Genomic DNA, 19,068 nt, shown 5'->3' with positions numbered 1-19,068 from the left:
GAGCCTGGAGCGACACGTGCACCCGCACACACTCACCGGTGACGTCCTGGCGTCGCTGCGTACCGCGCTGACCGGCGCGGCCGACCGCCCCCTCGTCCTGCTCGGCAACTTCGAGGTCGAGGAGCACTGGGCGCGGGGCGAGCCGGGCCTGCCGGGAATCGTCATGCCGGCCAGCCGGGCCATCGTCAACCGGATGGACGAGTGCGCGCTGCTGCTGGCCGGCCCGGACGACCACGTCGTGCTCAAGTCGCCCCCCGACGAGGAGTACCTGCGCTACCTCGGTGACCTGGGCGTGGCCCTGCCCCGGGTGCTGACCGTCCGGGACCAGCAGCCGCAGCGCACGGTCAGCGAGGACGCGGTGGCCGATCCGCAGCTGGTCGCCGCGCTGGGCCGGTTGGCCGGCCTCGGCGCGCGGCTGTGGCCGCACGGCGTGTCGGCGGTCGAGGAACGGCTGGCGGAGCTGGCCGGCCTGCCCCTGGCCGCACCGGCGGCTGCCGTCTGCAAGCAGGTCAACAGCAAAATCTACAGTCGGTTGCTCGCCGACGAGGTGGGGCTGCCGCAGGCCGAGGGCATGGTCTGCCGCGACGTCGACGAACTGGACCGGGCCGTCCGCCGGGCCGGCGGCTGGCTCGACACCGGACGCCCGATCGTGCTCAAGGACGCCTACGGTGTCTCCGGCCGGGGCATCATGGTCGTCCGCGACCGGCGACGCCTCGCCCAGTTGCATACCCTGATCGCGCGCCGGGCCCGGCGCAGCGGTGGCCGGGTCGGCGTGATCATGGAGGAGTGGCTGCCCAAACGCCACGACCTCAACTACCAGATGACCGTCGACCGCACCGGCGACGTGCACTTCGACGTGGTCAAAGAGGCGATCACCAGCGACGGCGTGCACCAGGGCCACCGGATGCCGGCGCGTCTGACGCCGGGGCAGCACCGGCAGGTGCGCTCCGCCGCCGAGGCGATCGGCCGCCGGCTCGCCACCGATGGGTACTTCGGGGTGGTCGGGGTGGATGCCCTGACCACCACCGACGACCGGCTCTACCCGATCGTCGAGATCAACGCGCGCAACAACATGTCCACGTACCAGGAGCGGCTGCGCCGGACCTGGTACGGCCCCGGGACGGTCGCGCTCGCCCGGCAGTACCCGCTGCGGCTGACCAGGCCGCTGCCCTTCGGTGAGCTGCGGGCGCTGCTGGACGGCGTGCTCGCCGACCGGCCGGACCGACCAGGCCTGGTGATCAACAACTTTGCCACCGTGAACGCCGCCGGGACCGCCGGCGGCGAGGGCGGCAGCTTCGGCGGCCGGCTCTACGCCATGGTGGCCGCCGAGTCGGACCGGCAGGTCGTCGCCATCGACCGGGAGGTCACCGCCCGGCTGCGGGACTGCCCCGCGACCGTCGGGCAGCCCTAGCCGCGACCCCGGCCGGCCCGCCCCGGGCCGGCCGCGCACCGCCCGGCCGGTGCCCCCCGCACCGGCCCACGCCACCGGCCCCACCCGCCCGGGGGGACCGTGACCAGACAGGGAGACGACATGAGCGACACGACCGTCGGCGGTGCCCCGCCGGCCGCCACCAGCGACATCACCGGTGTGGTGGTCGGCGCCCTCGGGCAGATGCTGGGCCGCGACCCGGCGGGCATCTCGCCGCAGCTACGCCTCTTCGAGGACCTCTCCTTCGACTCGACCAGCGTGCTGGAACTGCTCATCCAACTGGAGGCGGAGCTGGGCGTCGAGTTCGACACCGACACCCTGGAGCCGACCGACTTCGAGACCGTCGGCGCGCTCGTCACCTACGTCACCGGCCAGGTCGAGGAGAACGCCTGATGTACGTCACCGCCCCGGGGCGTCGGTCGGCGACCGACGCCCCGGCGGGGAACCCGCGCCGCTCGGCCTGGCTCGGGCGGTGCACCAGGTGTTCGGCCCCGGCCGGCCGTTCGGCAACGACGACCACGTCTACTACCCGGACCTGATGCGCTCCTACGGCACGACCTGCCCACCCGGCGCGTTCGAGGGGCGACGCAACTCCTTCACCGACATGGTCGTCGCGGTGCTGCCCCAGTTGCGCCCCCACGCCGACCGGTTCGACCTGGCGGTGCTCGCCGCCGCCACCCCCGACTCGCAGCCGGGGTTCCCGATGTGCCACCTGAGCACCCTGGTGCCCGACGCCGGGCTCGCCTTCGCCGTGCTCGACCAGGGCCTGATCACCGCGTTCACCGCCCTGCAGGTGCTGGCGAACCGGGCCCGCCGGGACGCCGCCGGCCGGCTGCTGCTCATCGCGGTCGACCAGTCGGCGCTGTTGCACGAGCTGCCGGTGCCGCAGCGGCTGCGGGTGGCGCGCGACGCGGTGGCGGCGCTGGCGTTCGACCCGGCCGCCGACGGCGGCCGGCTGTACCCGCCGCGCAGCGTCCCGACCGTCTCCCGGCCACCGGAGGCGGCCCTCGTCGAGGCGCTGGCCGAGTACGGCCCGCAGGTGCTGGTGACCGGCGCGGGTCTGGCCGGGCGGGTGCCCCCGGTACCGGCCGGCACGCGGGTGCTGGCGGCGCAGCCCGGCCAGCCGGTCACCGGAGTGTGGCGGGAGGTGGCCGCCCGGCTACCCCGGTGGCAGGTCGACGGGGCCCGGGTGCTGATCGCCGACCACGACCAGCAACGACTCGCTACCTGCCTGCTCGACGTCCCGGCGGCGGGGCAGCGGTGACCACCGCCACCGACGGCTGGACCCGGCCGTACGACACCGCCCGGTCCGGGGGCGTCGAGGCCGCCCTCACCGCCCTGTACGACCAGGTCGCCGCAGGGGCGCTGGTCGCCGGTCCCGCCGGGCAGGCGCTGGCGCCCGGCGACGTCGGCCGCGCCGCCGACCGGGTGTGGCCCGGCGGGACGCCCCTGCGGCAACTCACCGGGGTCACCGCCGTGACCCTGCCCGCGCCGGTACGCGACGCCGACCTGCTGGCCGTACGCGGCCTGCCTGGCCCGGACGGATCCGGGTGGGAGCCGTACCGGACCTGGCTGCTCGGCCTGGCCTGGCTGCGGTTGGGCAGCTCGGCGGGGCTGCTGGACCGGGCCCGCTCCCAGCTGGCCGGCCGGCGGGCCGCCGGTGGACCGCTACTGCGCCAGCAACTCGTCCAGGCCACCCTCGCCGAGGCGGTCACCGACCAGCTGACCGTCCGGGCGCTGCTGACCGACCCGGACCCGGCCGTCGACCTGGTGCAGGCACACCACCAGCTGACCGCCTCGGATCACGTGCTGCTGCCGGTGCTCGGCGCCGCCGGTTACACCGAGGACGGCCCCGGGCGGGCGGTGTACCTGTCCCACCTGCTCGCCGACGTCTACCTGCCGGCCCGCCACGAGGTGCGGCGCTCCGGCGTGCGGAGGTGACCGGCCGTGCCCGAACTCGACGACCGGCTGCGGCTGCTCCGCCGGCAGGCCCGTGGCTGGGCCGCCGAGCTGCGCCCGTACGCCCTCGACCTGGACCGCGACCCCGACGTGGTGCTAAGGCTGCTGGACGCCCCGGCGGTGACCTGCGCGGCGCACCTGCAGATCCCCGCCGCGTTCAACCCGACGCCGCTGGTGCTGGCCGGTGAGCGTTTCCACCTCACCGCCGCGCGGGAACGGGTGGTGTTCTGCGAGGAGATCGCCCGCGGTGACCTGGGCATGATGCTGGCGCTGCCCGGCGCGTCGATGTCCGGGGTGCTGGTGGCCGCCATCGGTGACCGTGCCCAGCAGGAGTGGTTCTACGGCCGGCTCCTGGAGCGGCCCACCTGGACGTTCTTCGCCCTCACCGAACCCGGCGGCGGGACCGACGCCGCCGGCCTGCGCACCCGCGCCACCGAGTCGGCCGACGGCTCCGGGTGGCGCCTGACCGGTCGCAAGCGCTACATCAGCAACGCCCTGCGCGCCTCCGTCGGGGTGGTGTTCCACCGCACCGGCGACGGGCCGCTCGGCCTCGGCGCGGCGCTTGTCGACACGTCCAGCGCCGGTTTCACCGCCGTCGCGGTGCCGACCCTCGGCGTACGCGGCGCGCAGCTCGGCGCGCTCACCCTCGACGCGGTGCCGATCACCGACGGGCAACTCCTCGGTCGACACCTCTCCCCGATGCGCCGGGGCAGTTGGGGTTGGCAGCGGACGTTCAACCTGCTGCGCCCCACGGTGGCGGCGATGGCCGTGGGTCTCGCCCAGGCCGCCTGCGATTACGTCCGGGAGCACCGCCGCGCGCTGCGCCCGGCCGAGCGCGACGCGCTGGCCCGCACCCAGGGGGAGATCGAGGGGGTACGCCGGCTGACCCGACTGGCGGCCGTCGCGGTCGACTCCGACAGCGGCAGCGGGCACCTCGCCTCGGCCGCGAAGCTGCGGGCCACCCGGCTGGCCGCCGACGTCTCCCGCTGGGCGCTGCGCTGCTTCGGGCCGGGCGCCCGCCTGGACCAGCCGCTGCTGGACAAGTTCGCCCGCGACGCCGCGGCGTTGGAGTTCATGGAGGGCACCGGCAACGTCCAGCGGCTGGCGGTGGCCGCCGCGCTGGACCGGGGCGCCTTCGCCGGATATCCCCCCGGCGTCGACGGGCCGGCGGTCGACCGGTGATCGGCCCCGGGGTGGTCCACGTCTGGCGGCTGGGGCTGGCCCTGCCGCCGCCGCTGGCCCGGGTCCTCGACGAGGTCCTGACCCCGGCGGAACGCGCCCGCCGGGACAGCTACGCCGAACTGGCCGTACGGCGTCGGTTCCTGGCCGTGTACGGGTCGCTGCGGGTGATCCTCGGCAGCTACCGGGGGGAGCCGCCCGCGCGGGTGCCGCTGCGTACCGGTCGCTGGGGCAAGCCGCTGCTCGGCGACGGCACGCTGCGTTTCAACATCTCGCACTCCGGCCGGTGCGCGCTGCTGGCGGTGAGCGCCGGACGTGACGTGGGCGTCGACGTCGAACAGGCCCCCGCCGGCCGGTCGGTCGAGGTGTTCTCCCGACGCTACTTCCCGCCGGCCGAGGCGCGGCTGGTCGCCACCGCGCCGCCCGCCGACCGGGCCGCCGTCCACCTGACGCTCTGGACCCGCAAGGAGGCCTGCGTCAAGGCGGCGGGGGACCGGCTGCTCAACGGGCTCGACCTGCCGGTGGCCGGCCCGGACGGGCTGCTCGTGCACCGGCCCGGCGGCCGGATTCCGGGCCCGTGGCGGGTACGTGACCTGCGGGTTCCGCCCGGCTACCGGGGTGCTGTGGCGCTGGCCGGCACCGAGGCGTTCGACGTCGGGTACCACGTTTGCCGCCCGGTGGACCTCGCCCGCGCGGCGGCCGGTTCCCGGCCGCTGTCACCCGGCCGCCCGTTCGACCCGGGCGGACCGGTCGCTGGCTGATGCCGCCGGCGCCACCGTGGTCGGTGGCGTCCGGCGGCGTCGACCCGGTCGACCGGGGCCCGCCCTCAGCGGGCCGGCACGGACGTCCGGGCCCGCAGCGCGCCCGGCAGGTGCTGGCGGCGCATCATGTCCTCGGGCCGGTCGCGTTCGCGCACCAGGTACGGCCGGCCGTCGTGGACGAGCACCTCCGCCGGGTAGCCGTGGCTGAGGAACTGCACGGGGGAGGCGGTCGGCCCGTACGCCCCGGACCGCAGCACACCGAGCAGATCGCCGGTACGCAGCGGTGGGAGCAGGACGTTCTTGCCCAGCGTGTCGTTCGGGGTGCAGAGCGGGCCGGTCACGTGCCACGGCTCCACCGCTCCGGTCGCCGCGCGCAGTAGCCGCATCGGGAAGTTGCGTTTGACGTAGGAGCCGATGCCGACGGCCGCCATGTGGTGGTGGGTGCCGCCGTCGGTGACCGCGAACCGTTGACCGAGGGAGGTCTTGAGGTAGCGGACCCGGACCACGTAGATGCCGCCCGGGGCGGTCAGGTAGCGCCCCAGCTCCATCACCAGCCGGGTGCGCGGGTGCCGGGCCCGGAACTCGCCGAGGATCGGGTTGAGCAGCCCGGCGAGGGCGTCGACGTCGAGGTCCTGCTCGTTGTCGAAGTACGCCACGCCCAGCCCACCGCCGACGTCGACCAGCTCCAGCGGGAACCCGAGCCGGGTGGAGACCCGCTCGGCCAGGTCCAGGACGCGCCGGCTGTTGTCGGCGACCACCCGGGCGTCGAGGATGCGGGTGCCCAGGTAGACGTGCACCCCCATCAGCCGGACCCCGGGGTGGCGGCTGCCCAACCCGGTCTGGCTCATCAGCTCGTCCTCGTCGATGCCGAACTGCCGGGGCCGGCCCCCCATCGTCAGGCCCGAACCCTTGACCGTGAAGTTCGGGTTGACCCGCAGCGCCACCGGTGCGACGGTGCCCGCCGCGCGGGCCAGGCTGTCGATGAGCCGCAGCTCGCCCAGGGACTCGCAGACGATCGCGTAGATCCGTTGGGCCAGGCAGGCCTGCAACTCCTCGGCGCTCTTTCCCGGGCCGAGGAAGATGATGTCCTCCGGGCGTACCCCGGCCCGGCGGGCGGTGAGCAGCTCCGTCAGGGACGACACCTCGGCGCGGGCGCCGAGGCCGGCGAGCCGGGCGCAGACCGCCACGTTGGGGTTCGCCTTCAGCGAGAAGAAGAACTCGAGCCGCCGATCCAGTGCCTCCCGGAGCCGGTCGAACTGGGCGCCCAGCACCGCCGAGTCGTACACGTACAGCGGGGTGCCGTACCGCGCCGCGAGTTCCTCGAACCGCACTCCCTGCACGCCGACGTCGTCTGTCATGCCATCGCCTCCCGGTTCTGCCGTCCCTGGTCAGTCTGGGCGCTGCACGGCGCGGGACAAGCCGCCAACGGGCGCTCCGACGGTCAGGGCGGGCAGCTACCGGAACACCGGTCGACGCACTGCGCCATACCCGTTCGCGCAGGGCACTGGGGCGCTCGGTCGCGCCTTCTGCCCGGGGCCGGCACCGGGTGAACCTTGGTGGCACGGCGGCCGGGGTGAGTCCGGCACCCGCCCGGCGGCGCGGCGTGCCCGCCCGGCCAGCGGCGTCAGCCGCATCCACCCGCCACGAGCTGATCGGGGACGACATGGGCAACGGGCTTTCCGACGTCAGCGCCACGATCGGTGAGCTGATGGGCACGGCGCTGATGCGCGGCCCGCTCGCACCGGACGAGGACTTCTTCGACTGCGGCGGCGACTCGGTCCGCGCCGTCGACGTGCTCCAGCGACTCATCGACGTCTACCGGCCAGCCGGGGGGCAGAGCGCCGAGGCGCTGCGGTCCACCCTGCTGGAGACCATCTTCGAGGACGCGACCCCGGCCGGGTTGGCGGCGGTCTGCGCCGCGCACGCGGCGGTGCCGGCCGTGATCGACGGAGGGCCGCGTCATTGACGGGACCGGCCCGGTGCCCGGCGGGCTGCTGACCGAGCTGCGCCGCCGCCGCGACGAGCGCCCCGACGCGGCGGCGCTGCGGACCGCGACGTCGACCGGCGGACACCTGGCCACCTGGGCGCAGCTGCACGACACCGCCCGCGCCGTGGCGGCCGGCGCGGCGGCCCTGCCCCGGGGTGCCCCGGTGCTGGTGATCGTGGACAACACCCCGGACAGTGTCGCGGCGCTGATCGGGTTGACCGGCGCGGGTGTGGACGTGCTGCCGGTCGAGCAGGGCAGTTCAGCGCTGACCGACCTGCTCGCGCCGGCCCGTAACCCGGGGGTGCGGACCGTCGTCGGCCCGGCCCGCGCCGCCCGCGCCGCGCCGGCGGGAGTCGACTTCCTCAGCTACGAGCGTTGCCGCGTCCATCCCGTCGGGGCCGCCGGAACCCCCGCGCACCGGGCCGGCGAGGTGCTCCAACTGACCTCCGGCTCGGCCGGCGAACCCAAGATCGTCCGCCACTCGTCGGCGAACGTGTGGCACGGCGGACACACCTACCGCCAGCTGCTCGGGCTGACCCCGGCCGACGTGGTCGTCGCCGCGGTGCCGCTGGCGCACTCGTTCGGCTTGGTCGGTGCGCTCACCGCTGCGGTCGTCTCCGGCGCCGAACTCCGTACGACGCGGCGGTTCCAGCCGGGCCGCGTCGCCGACGCGCTCGTCGCCGACGGGACCGTCCTGTTCGGCACCCCGCTGGTGTACCGGCTGCTCACCCCGGTGCTGCGCAACCGCGCGACGCCGGCCCGGCTGCGGGCCGCCGTGTCGTCGGGTGGGCCGCTGCCGGCCGAACTCGGCCACCAGGCGCGCGCCGTGCTCGGGGTGTCGGTGCGCCAGTTCTACGGCAGCACCGAAACCGGACTGATCAGCTACCAGCCCGACCCCGGCGACGAGCCCGACACGTCGGTGGGGGTGCCGGCACCCGGGGTGCACCTGCGGCTGACCCGCGCCGACCCGGACGACCCCGCCGGAACCGGCCACCTGTCGGTGCGCACGCCGACGCTGTTCCACGGCTACCTGGGCGCGTCCGGCCCGGTGAGCACCCCGGACGGCTTCTACGACACCGGCGACCTGGCCCGCGTCGACGAGGCCGGCCGGCTGCACCTGCTCGGCCGCAAGGACACCTTCGTCAACGTCGGCGGTCGCAAGGTCAACCCGACCCGGGTGGCCCGGGTCCTCGACGAGCACCCCGGGGTTCGGGAGGTCTTCGTCTTCGGCGCGACCGACGCCGACGGCGAGCAGCGGGTGCACGCGGCGGTGGTGCTCGCGCCCGGTACCGGGCCGGCGGAACTCGCCGCGCACTGCCGGGCGCGGGGTCTCGCGCCGTACGAGGTGCCACACGAACTGCACCCGCTGGCCCGGCTGCCCCGTACCGCGATGGGCAAGGTCGACCGGCAGGCCGTCATCGCCACCGTGACCACCGTTCCGATCGGAAGCGAGGCTTGAGATGACCGACCCCACACCCCCGCCGACGCGGGCTCCCGCCGACGGACCGGGCGGTCCCGTCGCCGTCATCGGGCTCGGGTACGTGGGCCTGACGCTGGCGGTGAGCCTGGCGCAGGCCGGTGTGCCCGTCGTCGGGGTGGAAGCCGACGCGGGCACCCGGGCGGCGCTGCGGGCCGGCACCCCGACCCTGTTCGAACCCGGTGTCGACGAGCTGCTCCGCAGCCTGCCGGCGGATCGGCTGACCATCACCGACACGTTGGACGGCGTCACGCCGGCCGCGGTCGTGATCTGTGTCGGCACCCCGCTCGACGACGGCACCGGCCGGCCGGACCTGCGCCACTTCACGCTGGCCGCGCAGACCGCGGCGGCCGCCGCCACCGCGGACACCCTCGTGGTGGTGCGCAGCACCGTCCCGGTCGGGACGACCCGGCGGACCCTGCTGCCCCTGCTGCGCGAGCGGGTCGACGAGCCGTTGCTGGCCTGCTGCCCCGAACGCACCATCCAGGGCCGCGCGCTGGCCGAGCTCGCCAGCCTCCCGCAGGTCGTCGGCGGGCTGGACGACCGCTCCGCCGACCGGGCCCGGCGACTGTTCGCCCGGCTCACCCCCGAGCAGGTCGTCACCGCCGACCTGGAGACGGCCGAGCTGGTGAAGCTGGCCTGCAACGCCCACACCGACCTGCTGTACGGCTTCGGCAACGAGCTGGCGATGATCGCCGAAGCGGTCGGCGTGGACGCCACGGAGGTCATCGCCGCCGCGAACCGGGGCTACCCTCGGCCCGACCTGGCCCGACCGGGATTCGTCGGCGGGAGCTGCCTGACCAAGGACCCGTACCTGTTGGTGTACTCGGCGGGGACGGCCGGATACCATCCACCGCTGGTGGCTGCCGCCCGCGCCGTCAACGAGCAGATCCCGCACCTGGTGACCGAACGGGTGCTCAAGGCGCTGGCCGCCACCGGTCGGGCCCCGGCCGACGCGAAGGTCCTGGTCTGCGGGATGGCCTACAAGGGCCGGCCGGAGACCGACGACGTGCGGGGTTCCGCCGCCACCGTCGTCGCCGACGTCCTGCGCGAGCGGGTCCGGCTGTTGGCCGGCCACGACTACCTGGTCCCCGACGACGTCACCGCCCGGCTCGGGTACGCCCCGGCGTCCCTCGCCGACGGTCTGGCCGACGCCGACGTGCTGGTGCTGCTGGTGGACCATCCGCGTTACCGCGCCGACCTCGACGCCGCGCTGCTGCGCCGCAGCATGAACCGCCCCGCCCTGGTCGTCGACGTCTGGGGCGACCTGGCGTCGGCGCTGTCCGGGGCGGCCGACGTGGACTACCGGAGGCTGGGCCGTGGCTGACCGGATCCTGATCACCGGTGGCGCCGGGTTCGTGGGCCTGCACCTGGCCCGCCGGCTGCTGCGCGACGGCGCGGACGTGACCCTGCTCGACGACCTGTCCCGTGGCCGGGCCGACCGGGACCTCGACGAGGTTCGTGCCGAGGCCCGGCTGGTACGCCACGACCTGACCACCCCGCTTCCGGTGGACCTGCTCGCGGGGGACTTCGACGAGGTCTACCACCTGGCCGCGGTCGTCGGGGTGCGGCAGAACAACGAGAACCCGTCCCGGGCGCTCAACGTGAACCTGCGTGCGGTGCTGAACCTGCTGGACTGGTGCCGACGCCGCCCGCCGGGGCGGGTCTACCTGAGTTCCACCAGCGAGGTCGCCGACGGTGCCACCCGCCTGGGTCTGGCGCCGTTCCCGGTGCCGGAGGACGTGCCCTTCGTGCTGCCCGACCCGACGCTGCCCCGGGCGTCCTACGGGCTCAGCAAGATCGTCGCCGAGACGCTGCTGCGCCAGTGCGCCGACCTGTTCCCGGTGCGCATCGGCCGCTACCACAACATCTACGGCCCGCGGATGGGCCACGACCACGTGATACCCCACTTCGTGGCCCGGGCGCTGGTCCGCCAGGACCCCTTCCCCATCTACGGGGCCACCCAGACCCGCGCGTTCTGCCACATCGACGACGCCGTCGACGCGACAGTCGGGCTGACCCGGCTGCCCGGCGTCGAACCGGTCGTGGCCAACATCGGCAACGACACCGAGGAGATCGTGATCCGGGAACTTGCCGAGCGGGTCTGCCGGCTGGCCGGCTACACCCCCACCTTCGAGGTCTTCGACCCCCCACCCGGTTCACCGGACCGCCGGCTGCCCGACCTCGGCCGGCTGCGGCGCACGATCGGGTACGCACCCCGCGTCGACCTGCTCCGGGGGCTGCGACAGACCTTCGACTGGTACGCCGCAGACCAGGCGGCCGCCCCGCCCGCGACCACCGGGGACCGGGCATGACGTTCGAGATCCGCGACGGCGCACTGTGCCGCGACGGGACGCCGTTCGTCGTCGCCGGAGTGGACTACCACCCGTCGGCGGCCGGCTGCCGGATCTGGACCGACTGGGATCCGCAAGCGCTGCGCCGCGACTTCCGGGCGATGGCCGACGCGGGCCTGAACACCGTCCGGATCTTTATGTTCTGGCGGGACTTCGAGCCGACACCCGGGCACCACGACCCGGTCGTGTTCGACCGGCTGCGTACCGCCGTGGACCTGGCCGACGCCGCGGGGCTGGCCTGCGTGCTGTCCCTGCTGACGATCTGGATGAACGGGCAGCGGCTGGATCTGCCCTGGCGACGGGGGCGCAGCCTCATCGACGACCCGGAGCTGCTCGACCGGCAGCGGGCCTACGCCCGACGGGCGGCGATCGCGCTCCACGGCGCCGGCAACGTGCTCGCCGTCGACCTCGGTGACGAGATCGCCAACGTCGACCCGACCGCCGCCCGGCTGCCCCCCGAGACCGTGGCGGCCTGGCAGACCAGCCTGGCCGAGACGTTGCGCGCGCACCTCCCCGGGCTGTTGGTGACCCAGGCCAACGACCCCTCCGGGGTGCTCGGCGCCGCGCCGTTCGGCCCGGACAACGCCGCCGGGCTGGACCTGATCGCGCTGCACGGCTTCCCCACCTGGGCGCCGGTGTCGATCGAGTCGACCAGTTCCTACAAGGCGAGCAACCTGGTGCCGTTCCTGGTCCGCTACGCGCGGGCATTCGGGGTGCCGCTGGTCGACGAGTTGACCAGCTACGGCACCGACGAGGCCACCACGGCGGCCTACCTGCGGGCCGCCACCGCCGCGGCCCTGGGCAACGGCGCCGCCGGTGTGCTGGCCTGGTGCTGGCAGGACATCGCCTCCGCCGAGGAGCCCTACCAGCAGCGCCCCGGCGAGCGTTTCGTGGGCCTGCACCGTCTCGACGGGACACCCCGTCCGGCGCTGGCCGGGCTGCGGGAGACGTTGCGCGCCGCCCCCCGGATGCGGCCCGGCCCCGGTCGGGCCCCGGTCGCGCTCTACCTGCCGCAACGCGTCCGGGCCGACGGCGGTTCCTACCTCGACACCGGGGTCGGCACGGCGGCCACGTTCTACGCCTACCTGCTGCTCAAGCGCGCGCACCTGGACGTCGACATCGTCGCCGGCGACCCGACCGGCTACCGGCTGGTGGTCTGTCCCTCGGTCGGCCACGTCACCCTGACCGACCTGACGCGGCTGGGTCGCGCGGCCCGCCACGGCGCGACGGTCTACTACTCGATGGCCGACCACCTGCACGGATTTCCGGGGCCGGAGCTGGCCGGCGTGGAGCTGGTCGACTACACCCTGCTCACCGCCGGGCACGATGGGGTCGAGTGGGACACCGACCGGTGGCCGCTGGACTGGGCGGGCGCCGGGGTCCGCCCGTCGGTGCTGGCGGCGACCACCGGGCAGGTCCTCGGCCGGTACCCGAACGGCACCCCGGCCCTGGTACGCAACCCGCTCGGCCTCGGCCAGGTGGTGTTCTGCGCGGCCCCGTTCGAGCGTCAGCTCGACGTGCCCGGACGGCTCACCGCCGCCGCCTGGGAGCGCCTCTACCGGCGGGTCGCCGCCCTGGCAGGGCTGTTTCCCGAGGTGGACTGCGCCGACCCGGACGTGGAGATCCTGCCGGGCCGGGCCGCCGGCCCGCACGAGGTACTGCTGGTCAACCACGCGCCGACTGCGCGCCGCGTCCACCTGCGCTGGCGTACGCCCGACGGCGCGCACCTGCGGTGCCAGGTGGCCCTGGACGGCAAGGACTGGCGGCTGGTCACCCGCCCGAGCCCCGCCGGGGTGCGCCACCGCGCCGTCCCGAGCACCCGCGCCCTGCCCTGACCCCCGCCCAGCCTCGCCGAACGGCGGGGCACATCGATTGGAGAGCAGTATGCCCATCACGCTTCCGGGTGCCGAGCGGTCCCTGAGCGGAGCCGACAACGCGGTGCCGGCCTTCATGTTCGACATGCTCTCGGCCTGGGGGTTCCGGGCCGTCACCCTGGCCTTCCGCACCGGCGTGCTGGCGGCCCTGGCCGAGGAGGAACTGACCAGCGAGCAGGTGGCCGAGAAGACGGAGCTGGATCCCCGTGGCATCGCGTTCCTGCTCGACTGCCTGGACTGCGTCGGCTACGTCCGCCGCGCCGGGGACCGGTACGGGGTCACCGACACCACCCGGGAACTGCTGCCGATGATCTCGATGGGCATCCCGTACTTCGAGAAGATCGTCTTCACCGACTGGGCGAACCTGGAAGGCCGGCTGCGCGGCGAGCTGCCCCTGCCGTTCGGGCCGGACCAACCGCGTACCCCGCGCTGGCTGGCCCGGCAGTGGCGGGTGTTCCAGGACGGCATGGTCGCCCTCACCAACATGAACATCGACGAGGTGCTGGAGCGGGTGCCGGTGCCCGACCCGGCCGGGCACCTGCTGGACCTCGGCGGCGGCTACGGCCTCTACAGCATCGCGCTGTGCCGCCGGCACCCGCAGCTGCGGGCGACCATCTTCGAGATCCCGGAGATGCAGCGGCTCGCCGACCGGGCCATCGCCGAGAACGGCATGGCCGACCGGGTCGACTTCCGGGCCGGCGACTTCTTCACCGACGAGCTGGGCAGCCCGTCGATGGCGCTGCTGTTCAACGTCATCCACTCCAAGAGCGCGGTCCAGAACCGGGAACTGGTCGCCCGGACCGCCGCCGCCCTGCGGCCCGGCGGCTCGCTGGTGATCCTCGACCAGTTCCCCGCCCCCGAACTGGGTCCGATCGGCCGCAGCTTCGGCGCCATGATGGCGCTGAGCATGTTCAACAGCGTCGGTCAGCAGACGTACCCGCTCGACGAGGTGCGCGACTGGCTGACCGACGCCGGGCTGGTCGACGTGGACTTCCAGCCGGTGCGCAGCGCTCCGGGCAACGGGTTGTTCCTGGCCCGTAAGCCGGGCCGGTAGGCCGGCGGTGTCCACACCCGTGCCGGCGTCCGCGCCGGCGACCCCCGAGGCGGTGGTCGGCCAGGTCCGCCTGGTACCCGACGGCCACCGCGACTTCGACACGTCGCTGGAGCACGCGACCCGGTTCCACCGGCTGTCCCGGGCCTGCCTGGAGCGACTGGTGGAGCAGGGTCTGCCGCACTCCTCGGACGCCACCGGCCTGCTGTTCGACCGCTACGACCTGCGCAACGTGGCGCTGCTGCTGGGCGTACGGTCACCCCAGCGGGCGACGTACGAGGCGATGGCGGCTGCCCTGCGCGCCGGCGGGGCCGGGGCGGCGGTCCGGCGCACCGTGGTCGTGCGCGCGTACTGCCCGGACCGGGAGCACTGCGCCGGCTGCGCCTTCGTCCTCGACCCGGTGGTGACCTCCGCGCCGGAGGTCGTGGCGGTCCGTCGCCCCGGGGCGTCCCGGTTCGAGGTGGACGTCCTGCTCGCCGCAGCCGCCGCCACCCCGCCGCCGACCCCCGAGCAGCGGCGTCTCCTCGACGAGGCCGCGGGACTGCGGTTCCACCTGCTGCCGCCGGGCCTCACCGCGGACCTCGGCTTCCTGCGGGAGACCGGCCTGGCCGACTGCACCCTGGCCGTACGCCATCTGGTGGCGCGCGCTGGTGAGCTCGGCGTGCCGGCCCGACCGGCCACCGGCCTGTGCCTGTCGCGCCCCTTCGCCAACCGGCACCACTGGCTGGAGCTGCGTGACGTCGAGGGCCGGTGGTGGCCGGCCGATCCGTTCTTCCTCCGGACGCTGGCCGGTTGGGGGCTGCTCGCCGACGGCGACTGGCCGGCGCACCGCCGCCCCGTCGGCGCGTACTGGCGGGTCGACCTGGACCTGGACGTGCCGATGCTGCGCCACCGGGGCGCGGGTGGGGCCGCCGGCGGGTCGCCGCCGGAGCGGCTGGGGCCGGCGTACTTCCTCGTCCAATGAGCCCGCCGCCCGAACCCGTCGCCCCCGCACCCGCGCCAGGAGAGGTCGGCATGGTCGTCGTCGGTACCGAGGTCGAGCCCCTGCGCGCACTGGTGGGGCAGCACCTCGGCTTCAGCGACTGGATGCTGATCAGTCAGGAGCAGGTGGACTGCTTCGCCGCGGCGATCGGTGACCACCAGTGGATCCACGTGGACCCGAAGCGGGCAGCCGACGGCCCGTTCGGTGGCACGGTCGTCCACGGCTTCCTCGTCCTCGCGCTGACCTCCCGGGTCCTGGAGCAGGTGCTCGTCGCCGATGGCGTTCGCCTCAAGGTGAACTACGGTTGCGACCGGGTCCGCTTTCTGGCCCCGGTGCCGGTCGGGTCCCGCATCCGGGCCGGGGTGGTGTTGCGCGGGGTCCAGCCGTTACGCCGCGGCGTCCAGCTCGCCCTGAGCCTGCGGTACCAGGTGGAGGGGAGTCTGATGCCGGTCTGCGTCGCTCAGGTGCTGGTGCACAACTACGCGTGAGTGGCGTCGGCCCCGGCAGACGACGCTGCCGGGGTCGACGCCGCGGGCGGCGCTCAGGACCGGGGCGCGAGCCCGGCCGACCGGTCGGCGACGGCCACCGCGAGGTCGTCGACGGTCTCCATGTGCAACCAGTCCACGTGACCGACGATCCGCAGGTCGAACTCGTCCTCCAGCCGCATCAACAGCTCCAGGATCCGGGACGAGGTCAGACCCAGCTCCATGAAGATCCTGGTGTCGCCGGTCAGCGACGCCGGTTCGTGGCCGGTCATCTCGGCCAGCAGTCGGACGATGGTCGCAGTGGCCGTGGCGGCGGATGGTGGGGAGGTCATGACGTGCTCCGTCCAGTCGGTGCGGGGATGGTGGGGTCGGGCGACGGCGGTGGCGTTCGCCGTGGGCCCCGACATTCAGCGCTGCCGCAGGCAGCGCAGGAGCGCCGCGGCGGCAAGCGCGGCGTCGTCGTCGGACATGCGGCTGTGCAGCGGCAGGGAGAGCAGGCGTGCAGCCACCGCGTTGGTGACGGTCAGCGCCGAACGGCCCGCGCCCGGGCTGCTCCGGTAGGCCGACAGGTGGTGCACCGGGGGATAGTGCACCGAGGTCTGCACGCCGGCGGCGGCGAGGCCCTCGCGCACCGCGCCCCGGTCGGTCCCCGTCGGCAGCACGACCGGCATCAGGTGCAGCGCGGAGTCGCCGGTCCGCCCGGCGAACGGCAGCACCAGCTCGGGCGCGGCGGCGAGCACCTCCCGGTACGTGGCGACCAGCGACCGGCGTCGCTCCCGGTCCAGCGGGAGCTTGCCCAGCTGGACCCGACCCAACGCGGCGGCCACCTCCGTCGGCCGGTAGTTCAAGCCGAAGCCCGCGACGTCGTAGCTGGCGTCACCCGAGCGGAGCCGGTCCCAGGTGGACGTGGTCAGGTGGTGCGAGCGGGCCAGCCGGATCCGGTGGCGCACCGCGTCGTCGCGGGCGACCACCATGCCGCCCTCACCGGCGGTGACGTTCTTGGTCGCGAAGAAGCTGAAGCAGCCGATGTCGCCGTGCGTGCCGAGCATCCGCCCGTCGTGCTCGACCATCGGCGCGTGCGCGGCGTCCTCGATGAGGACCGCGCCGTGCCGGTCGGTGACCGCACGCAGCGCGGCCAGGTCCGCCGGGTATCCGGCGTAGTGCATCGCGACCACCGCCCGGGTCTGTCCGGTTACCAACCGCGCCACGTCCACCGGATCCACGGTGAGGTCGTCCGGGGCGCGCACATCGGCCAGGACCGGGATGGCGCCGGCCAACGCCACCACCGCGGCACCGGCCACGAAGGTCAGCGCCGGCATGATCACCTCGTCGCCGGGCCGCAGGTCGAGCGCCATCATCGCCAGGTGCAGCGCGGCCGTGCCGCTGCTGACCGCGACCGCGTCGTCGGTGCCGATCCGGTCGGCGAACTCCCGCTCGAAGGCGGCGGTCTGCGCGCCGGCCGAGAGCCAGCGCGAGCGCAGCACCTCGGTGACCGCGGCGATCTCGTGCTCGTCGACGGTGTTGTCGGCCAGGGTGATCCGCCAGTGCCGGGCGGGCGGTGCGCTCATCGGTGTGTCCTTCCTCGATCTGGGCAGGGTCGGTGGGCCGCTCACCGTGCCGGCGCGGGCGGCGGGGCCAGGCCTGGCGAGGAGGCGTAACCGGACTCGTAGGCGTCGACGACCCGTTCCCAGCCGAACGACCGCTCGGCCCGCCGCCGCCCCGCCGCACCGAGTTGCCCCCGGCGGACGTCATCGCTGAGCAGCTCGATCAGCGCGGCGGCCAGGGGCGCTGGACCGGGCGGGACGACCAGCCCGTCCACGCCCTGCCGCACCACCTCGTACGCGCCGGCGAACGCCCCGCTGACCACCGGCTTCCCGCACGTCCACGCCTCGACGAAGACCAGCGGGAACACGTCCGCGACACTGGGCAGGCAGAGCAGCTCGCAGGCAGCCAGGGCGTCGTGTTTGGTCTGTTCGTCGACCGTGCCCAGGTCGTGCAGGCGCGGGTCGGCCCGGGCGGTGAGGTGCCCGGCGACCTCCGGGTCGACGTCCGGGCCGACGAAGACGAACCGGGTGTCGGGCAGTTGCCGCCACACCGGGTCCATCGCCGCCAGCAGCGTCTGGTACCCCTTGCTGACCGTGCGACGCCCGACGAAGAGCACGAACGGCCCGTGGATGCCGTACCGGCGTCGGAAACCTGGGGTGTCGACCGGGCCGGTGAGGTCCGAGGCGGACGGGAGACGCCGGATTCGGGTGGCCGGCACGCCCACGTTGCGCAGCGCGGCCACCTCCGCGGCGGACAGGGCGAAGACCACCTCGGCGGCGCGGCAGACCTCGCCGGCCCGAACCGGGTCGGGCCACACCTGCGGCGACGAGCAGGGGGTCAGCACCAGGCGGGCGCCGTAGCGGCGGGCCAGCCGTACCGCCTCGACCGGTGCGTCGGGGCGGGCCAGGTCGAAGGTGTGCACCACTGACGGGGCGAAGTCCGGGCGGGCCCGGTGCAGCTGCCCGACGTCGGTGAAGAGCGGCACGCCGGCCGTGCGCAGGCCCGCGACGGTGTCCGGATGTGCGGCGGTGACCAGCGCGGTCACCCGCCGGGACCGGGCCGCCAGGCCCTGCGTCGCGCGCAGCGCCATCCGCTCCGCCCCTGCCTGTGTTTCCCCGTAGCCGGCGAAGACCACCAGGACGTCGCCCACCTCGCCCCTCACGTCCACATCTCGATCGTGGCACCGCCCGGTACGGGCTCGTCGAGGAAGAAGACGTCGAGTTCCGGGCGGCAGCGCTGCGCCTCGTGCGGGGACGGCGTCAACCGCAGGTACCGGTCCGGATCCGCCAGGAAGTCGGCCCGCGCCTGCTCGTAGTGGGCCGGTGTGCCCACGTCGTGCCAGGACTCGGTGAAGGCGTAGCCGTTCACCGGTCTGCCGGCATCGGTCAGCGCATTGATGAGGGTCGGCATATCGGTCGGTGTGCTACGCGGGATGTGCGCGCGGACGTCCGGGTCCGCGACGTAGATCCCGCAGCAGACGTTCCACTCGAAGGTCGGCTTCTCGTGCACCCGCCGGATCCGGTCGCCGTCGGCGCGCAGCAGCCCGACCCCGGTGGAGACCCAGTGACGCTGGAACGCCACGGTCAACCCGGCGTCGCCGGCCACGTGCCGGCGGTGCAGGTCGCCGAAGTCGATTGAGGTGAGCAGGTCGCCGTTCATCACCACGGCGGGTTCGGTCCAGTCCGGGACGAGCAGCAGCGGCGCGGCGGTCCCCATCGGACGCTCGTCGACGCAGTAGTCGACCTGCAGACCGAGCTGGGATCCGTCGCCGAACGCGGACCGGATCATCGAGCCCAGGTGCGAGACGCACAGCGTCGCCCGGGTGAAGCCGCAGGCCCGCAGCCGACGCAGGCTGATCTCCAGCAAGGAGTGCTCACCCATCGGCACCAGCGCCTTCGGGCGGTTGCTGGTGTGCGGCATCAGGCGGGTGCCCCGGCCCCCCACCAGCAGGATCGCGTGCATCGGATCAGTCTCCCGTCCCTCGG

Annotated in this window: 19 protein-coding genes; 14 read left to right on the top strand and 5 right to left on the bottom strand. The window is 74.5% G+C overall.

The window, feature by feature from the left end; all coding sequences use genetic code 11:
- The first annotated feature begins 16 nt into the window (after positions 1-16).
- From Q2K16_RS09330 to Q2K16_RS09305, 6 genes are all read left to right on the top strand, one after another.
- Positions 17-1,411 carry a preATP grasp domain-containing protein gene (locus tag Q2K16_RS09330; RefSeq protein WP_204959026.1) on the top strand — a complete coding sequence of 465 codons (1,395 nt, stop codon included), beginning with the start codon at positions 17-19 and terminating at the stop codon, positions 1,409-1,411.
- A gap of 120 nt (positions 1,412-1,531) precedes the next feature.
- On the top strand, positions 1,532-1,822 hold the full coding sequence (locus tag Q2K16_RS09325) for an acyl carrier protein (protein WP_204959025.1): 291 nt from the start codon (positions 1,532-1,534) through the stop codon (positions 1,820-1,822).
- 79 nt (positions 1,823-1,901) lie between these two features.
- Positions 1,902-2,693 carry a hypothetical protein gene (locus Q2K16_RS09320; protein WP_302744764.1) on the top strand — a complete coding sequence of 264 codons (792 nt, stop codon included), beginning with the start codon at positions 1,902-1,904 and terminating at the stop codon, positions 2,691-2,693.
- The gene (locus Q2K16_RS09315) at positions 2,690-3,370 is read left to right on the top strand and encodes a hypothetical protein (RefSeq protein WP_302744762.1); all 681 of its coding nucleotides are present in this window, start codon (positions 2,690-2,692) and stop codon (positions 3,368-3,370) included. Before Q2K16_RS09320 ends, Q2K16_RS09315 begins: the two co-directional genes overlap by 4 nt.
- 6 nt (positions 3,371-3,376) lie before the next feature.
- Positions 3,377-4,570: an acyl-CoA dehydrogenase family protein gene (locus Q2K16_RS09310; RefSeq protein ID WP_204959022.1), complete on the top strand. Its 1,194-nt coding sequence runs from the start codon at positions 3,377-3,379 to the stop codon at positions 4,568-4,570.
- Entirely contained in the window at positions 4,567-5,328 is a 762-nt protein-coding gene (locus Q2K16_RS09305; RefSeq protein WP_302744761.1) for a 4'-phosphopantetheinyl transferase family protein, read from the top strand. Before Q2K16_RS09310 ends, Q2K16_RS09305 begins: the two co-directional genes overlap by 4 nt.
- Before the next feature lie 65 nt (positions 5,329-5,393).
- Here Q2K16_RS09305 and Q2K16_RS09300 read toward each other — a convergent pair whose 3' ends face one another.
- Positions 5,394-6,686: a type III PLP-dependent enzyme gene (locus Q2K16_RS09300; RefSeq protein WP_204959020.1), complete on the bottom strand. Its 1,293-nt coding sequence runs from the start codon at positions 6,684-6,686 to the stop codon at positions 5,394-5,396.
- A 215-nt stretch (positions 6,687-6,901) separates the two neighbouring features.
- On the opposite strand from Q2K16_RS09300, the gene Q2K16_RS09295 reads away from it, so the two are divergent.
- Genes Q2K16_RS09295 through Q2K16_RS09260 form a run of 8 tightly spaced genes read left to right on the top strand, consistent with a single transcriptional unit; the run spans position 6,902 to position 15,541 of the window.
- A complete protein-coding gene (locus Q2K16_RS09295) occupies positions 6,902-7,294 on the top strand; it encodes an acyl carrier protein (RefSeq protein ID WP_302744758.1) in 393 nt (130 codons plus the stop codon).
- 13 nt (positions 7,295-7,307) lie between these two features.
- Entirely contained in the window at positions 7,308-8,774 is a 1,467-nt protein-coding gene (locus Q2K16_RS09290) for a class I adenylate-forming enzyme family protein (protein WP_204959018.1), read from the top strand.
- Position 8,775: 1 nt separating this feature from the next.
- On the top strand, positions 8,776-10,119 hold the full coding sequence (locus tag Q2K16_RS09285; RefSeq protein ID WP_302744756.1) for a nucleotide sugar dehydrogenase: 1,344 nt from the start codon (positions 8,776-8,778) through the stop codon (positions 10,117-10,119).
- Entirely contained in the window at positions 10,112-11,107 is a 996-nt protein-coding gene (locus tag Q2K16_RS09280; protein ID WP_302744754.1) for an NAD-dependent epimerase/dehydratase family protein, read from the top strand. Before Q2K16_RS09285 ends, Q2K16_RS09280 begins: the two co-directional genes overlap by 8 nt.
- Positions 11,104-12,981 (top strand): beta-galactosidase trimerization domain-containing protein, encoded by a 1,878-nt coding sequence (locus Q2K16_RS09275; RefSeq protein ID WP_302744752.1) that lies wholly within the window; start codon positions 11,104-11,106, stop codon positions 12,979-12,981. The genes Q2K16_RS09280 and Q2K16_RS09275 overlap by 4 nt, the downstream gene beginning before the upstream one ends.
- A 49-nt stretch (positions 12,982-13,030) precedes the next feature.
- Complete coding sequence (locus tag Q2K16_RS09270; RefSeq protein ID WP_204959014.1) at positions 13,031-14,074, top strand: methyltransferase; 1,044 nt, start codon at positions 13,031-13,033, stop codon at positions 14,072-14,074.
- Positions 14,075-14,081: 7 nt separating this feature from the next.
- Positions 14,082-15,035, top strand: coding sequence for a transglutaminase domain-containing protein (locus Q2K16_RS09265; RefSeq protein ID WP_302744749.1), 954 nt, complete (start codon positions 14,082-14,084; stop codon positions 15,033-15,035).
- A 50-nt stretch (positions 15,036-15,085) separates the two neighbouring features.
- Positions 15,086-15,541: a MaoC family dehydratase gene (locus Q2K16_RS09260; RefSeq protein WP_281896029.1), complete on the top strand. Its 456-nt coding sequence runs from the start codon at positions 15,086-15,088 to the stop codon at positions 15,539-15,541.
- Between the two features lie 53 nt (positions 15,542-15,594).
- Here the strand turns inward: Q2K16_RS09260 and Q2K16_RS09255 are convergent, their stop codons facing one another.
- The 4 genes from Q2K16_RS09255 to Q2K16_RS09240 form a co-directional block, all read right to left on the bottom strand.
- Positions 15,595-15,870: an acyl carrier protein gene (locus Q2K16_RS09255; RefSeq protein WP_302744747.1), complete on the bottom strand. Its 276-nt coding sequence runs from the start codon at positions 15,868-15,870 to the stop codon at positions 15,595-15,597.
- A 75-nt stretch (positions 15,871-15,945) separates the two neighbouring features.
- Positions 15,946-17,106: a DegT/DnrJ/EryC1/StrS family aminotransferase gene (locus tag Q2K16_RS09250; RefSeq protein ID WP_302744745.1), complete on the bottom strand. Its 1,161-nt coding sequence runs from the start codon at positions 17,104-17,106 to the stop codon at positions 15,946-15,948.
- Positions 17,107-17,147: 41 nt separating this feature from the next.
- Positions 17,148-18,245 (bottom strand): glycosyltransferase family 4 protein, encoded by a 1,098-nt coding sequence (locus Q2K16_RS09245; RefSeq protein ID WP_281896033.1) that lies wholly within the window; start codon positions 18,243-18,245, stop codon positions 17,148-17,150.
- Positions 18,242-19,045, bottom strand: coding sequence for a sugar phosphate nucleotidyltransferase (locus Q2K16_RS09240; protein ID WP_204959008.1), 804 nt, complete (start codon positions 19,043-19,045; stop codon positions 18,242-18,244). The genes Q2K16_RS09245 and Q2K16_RS09240 overlap by 4 nt, the downstream gene beginning before the upstream one ends.
- Between the last annotated feature and the right edge of the window lie 23 nt (positions 19,046-19,068).

The sequence above is a fragment of the Micromonospora cynarisoli genome (assembly GCF_030518815.1).
Taxonomy (GTDB): Bacteria; Actinomycetota; Actinomycetes; order Mycobacteriales; family Micromonosporaceae; genus Micromonospora; species Micromonospora wenchangensis.
The sequence above is the reverse complement of the archived record's forward strand: the minus strand, read 5'-3'. Positions and strand labels throughout refer to the sequence as shown.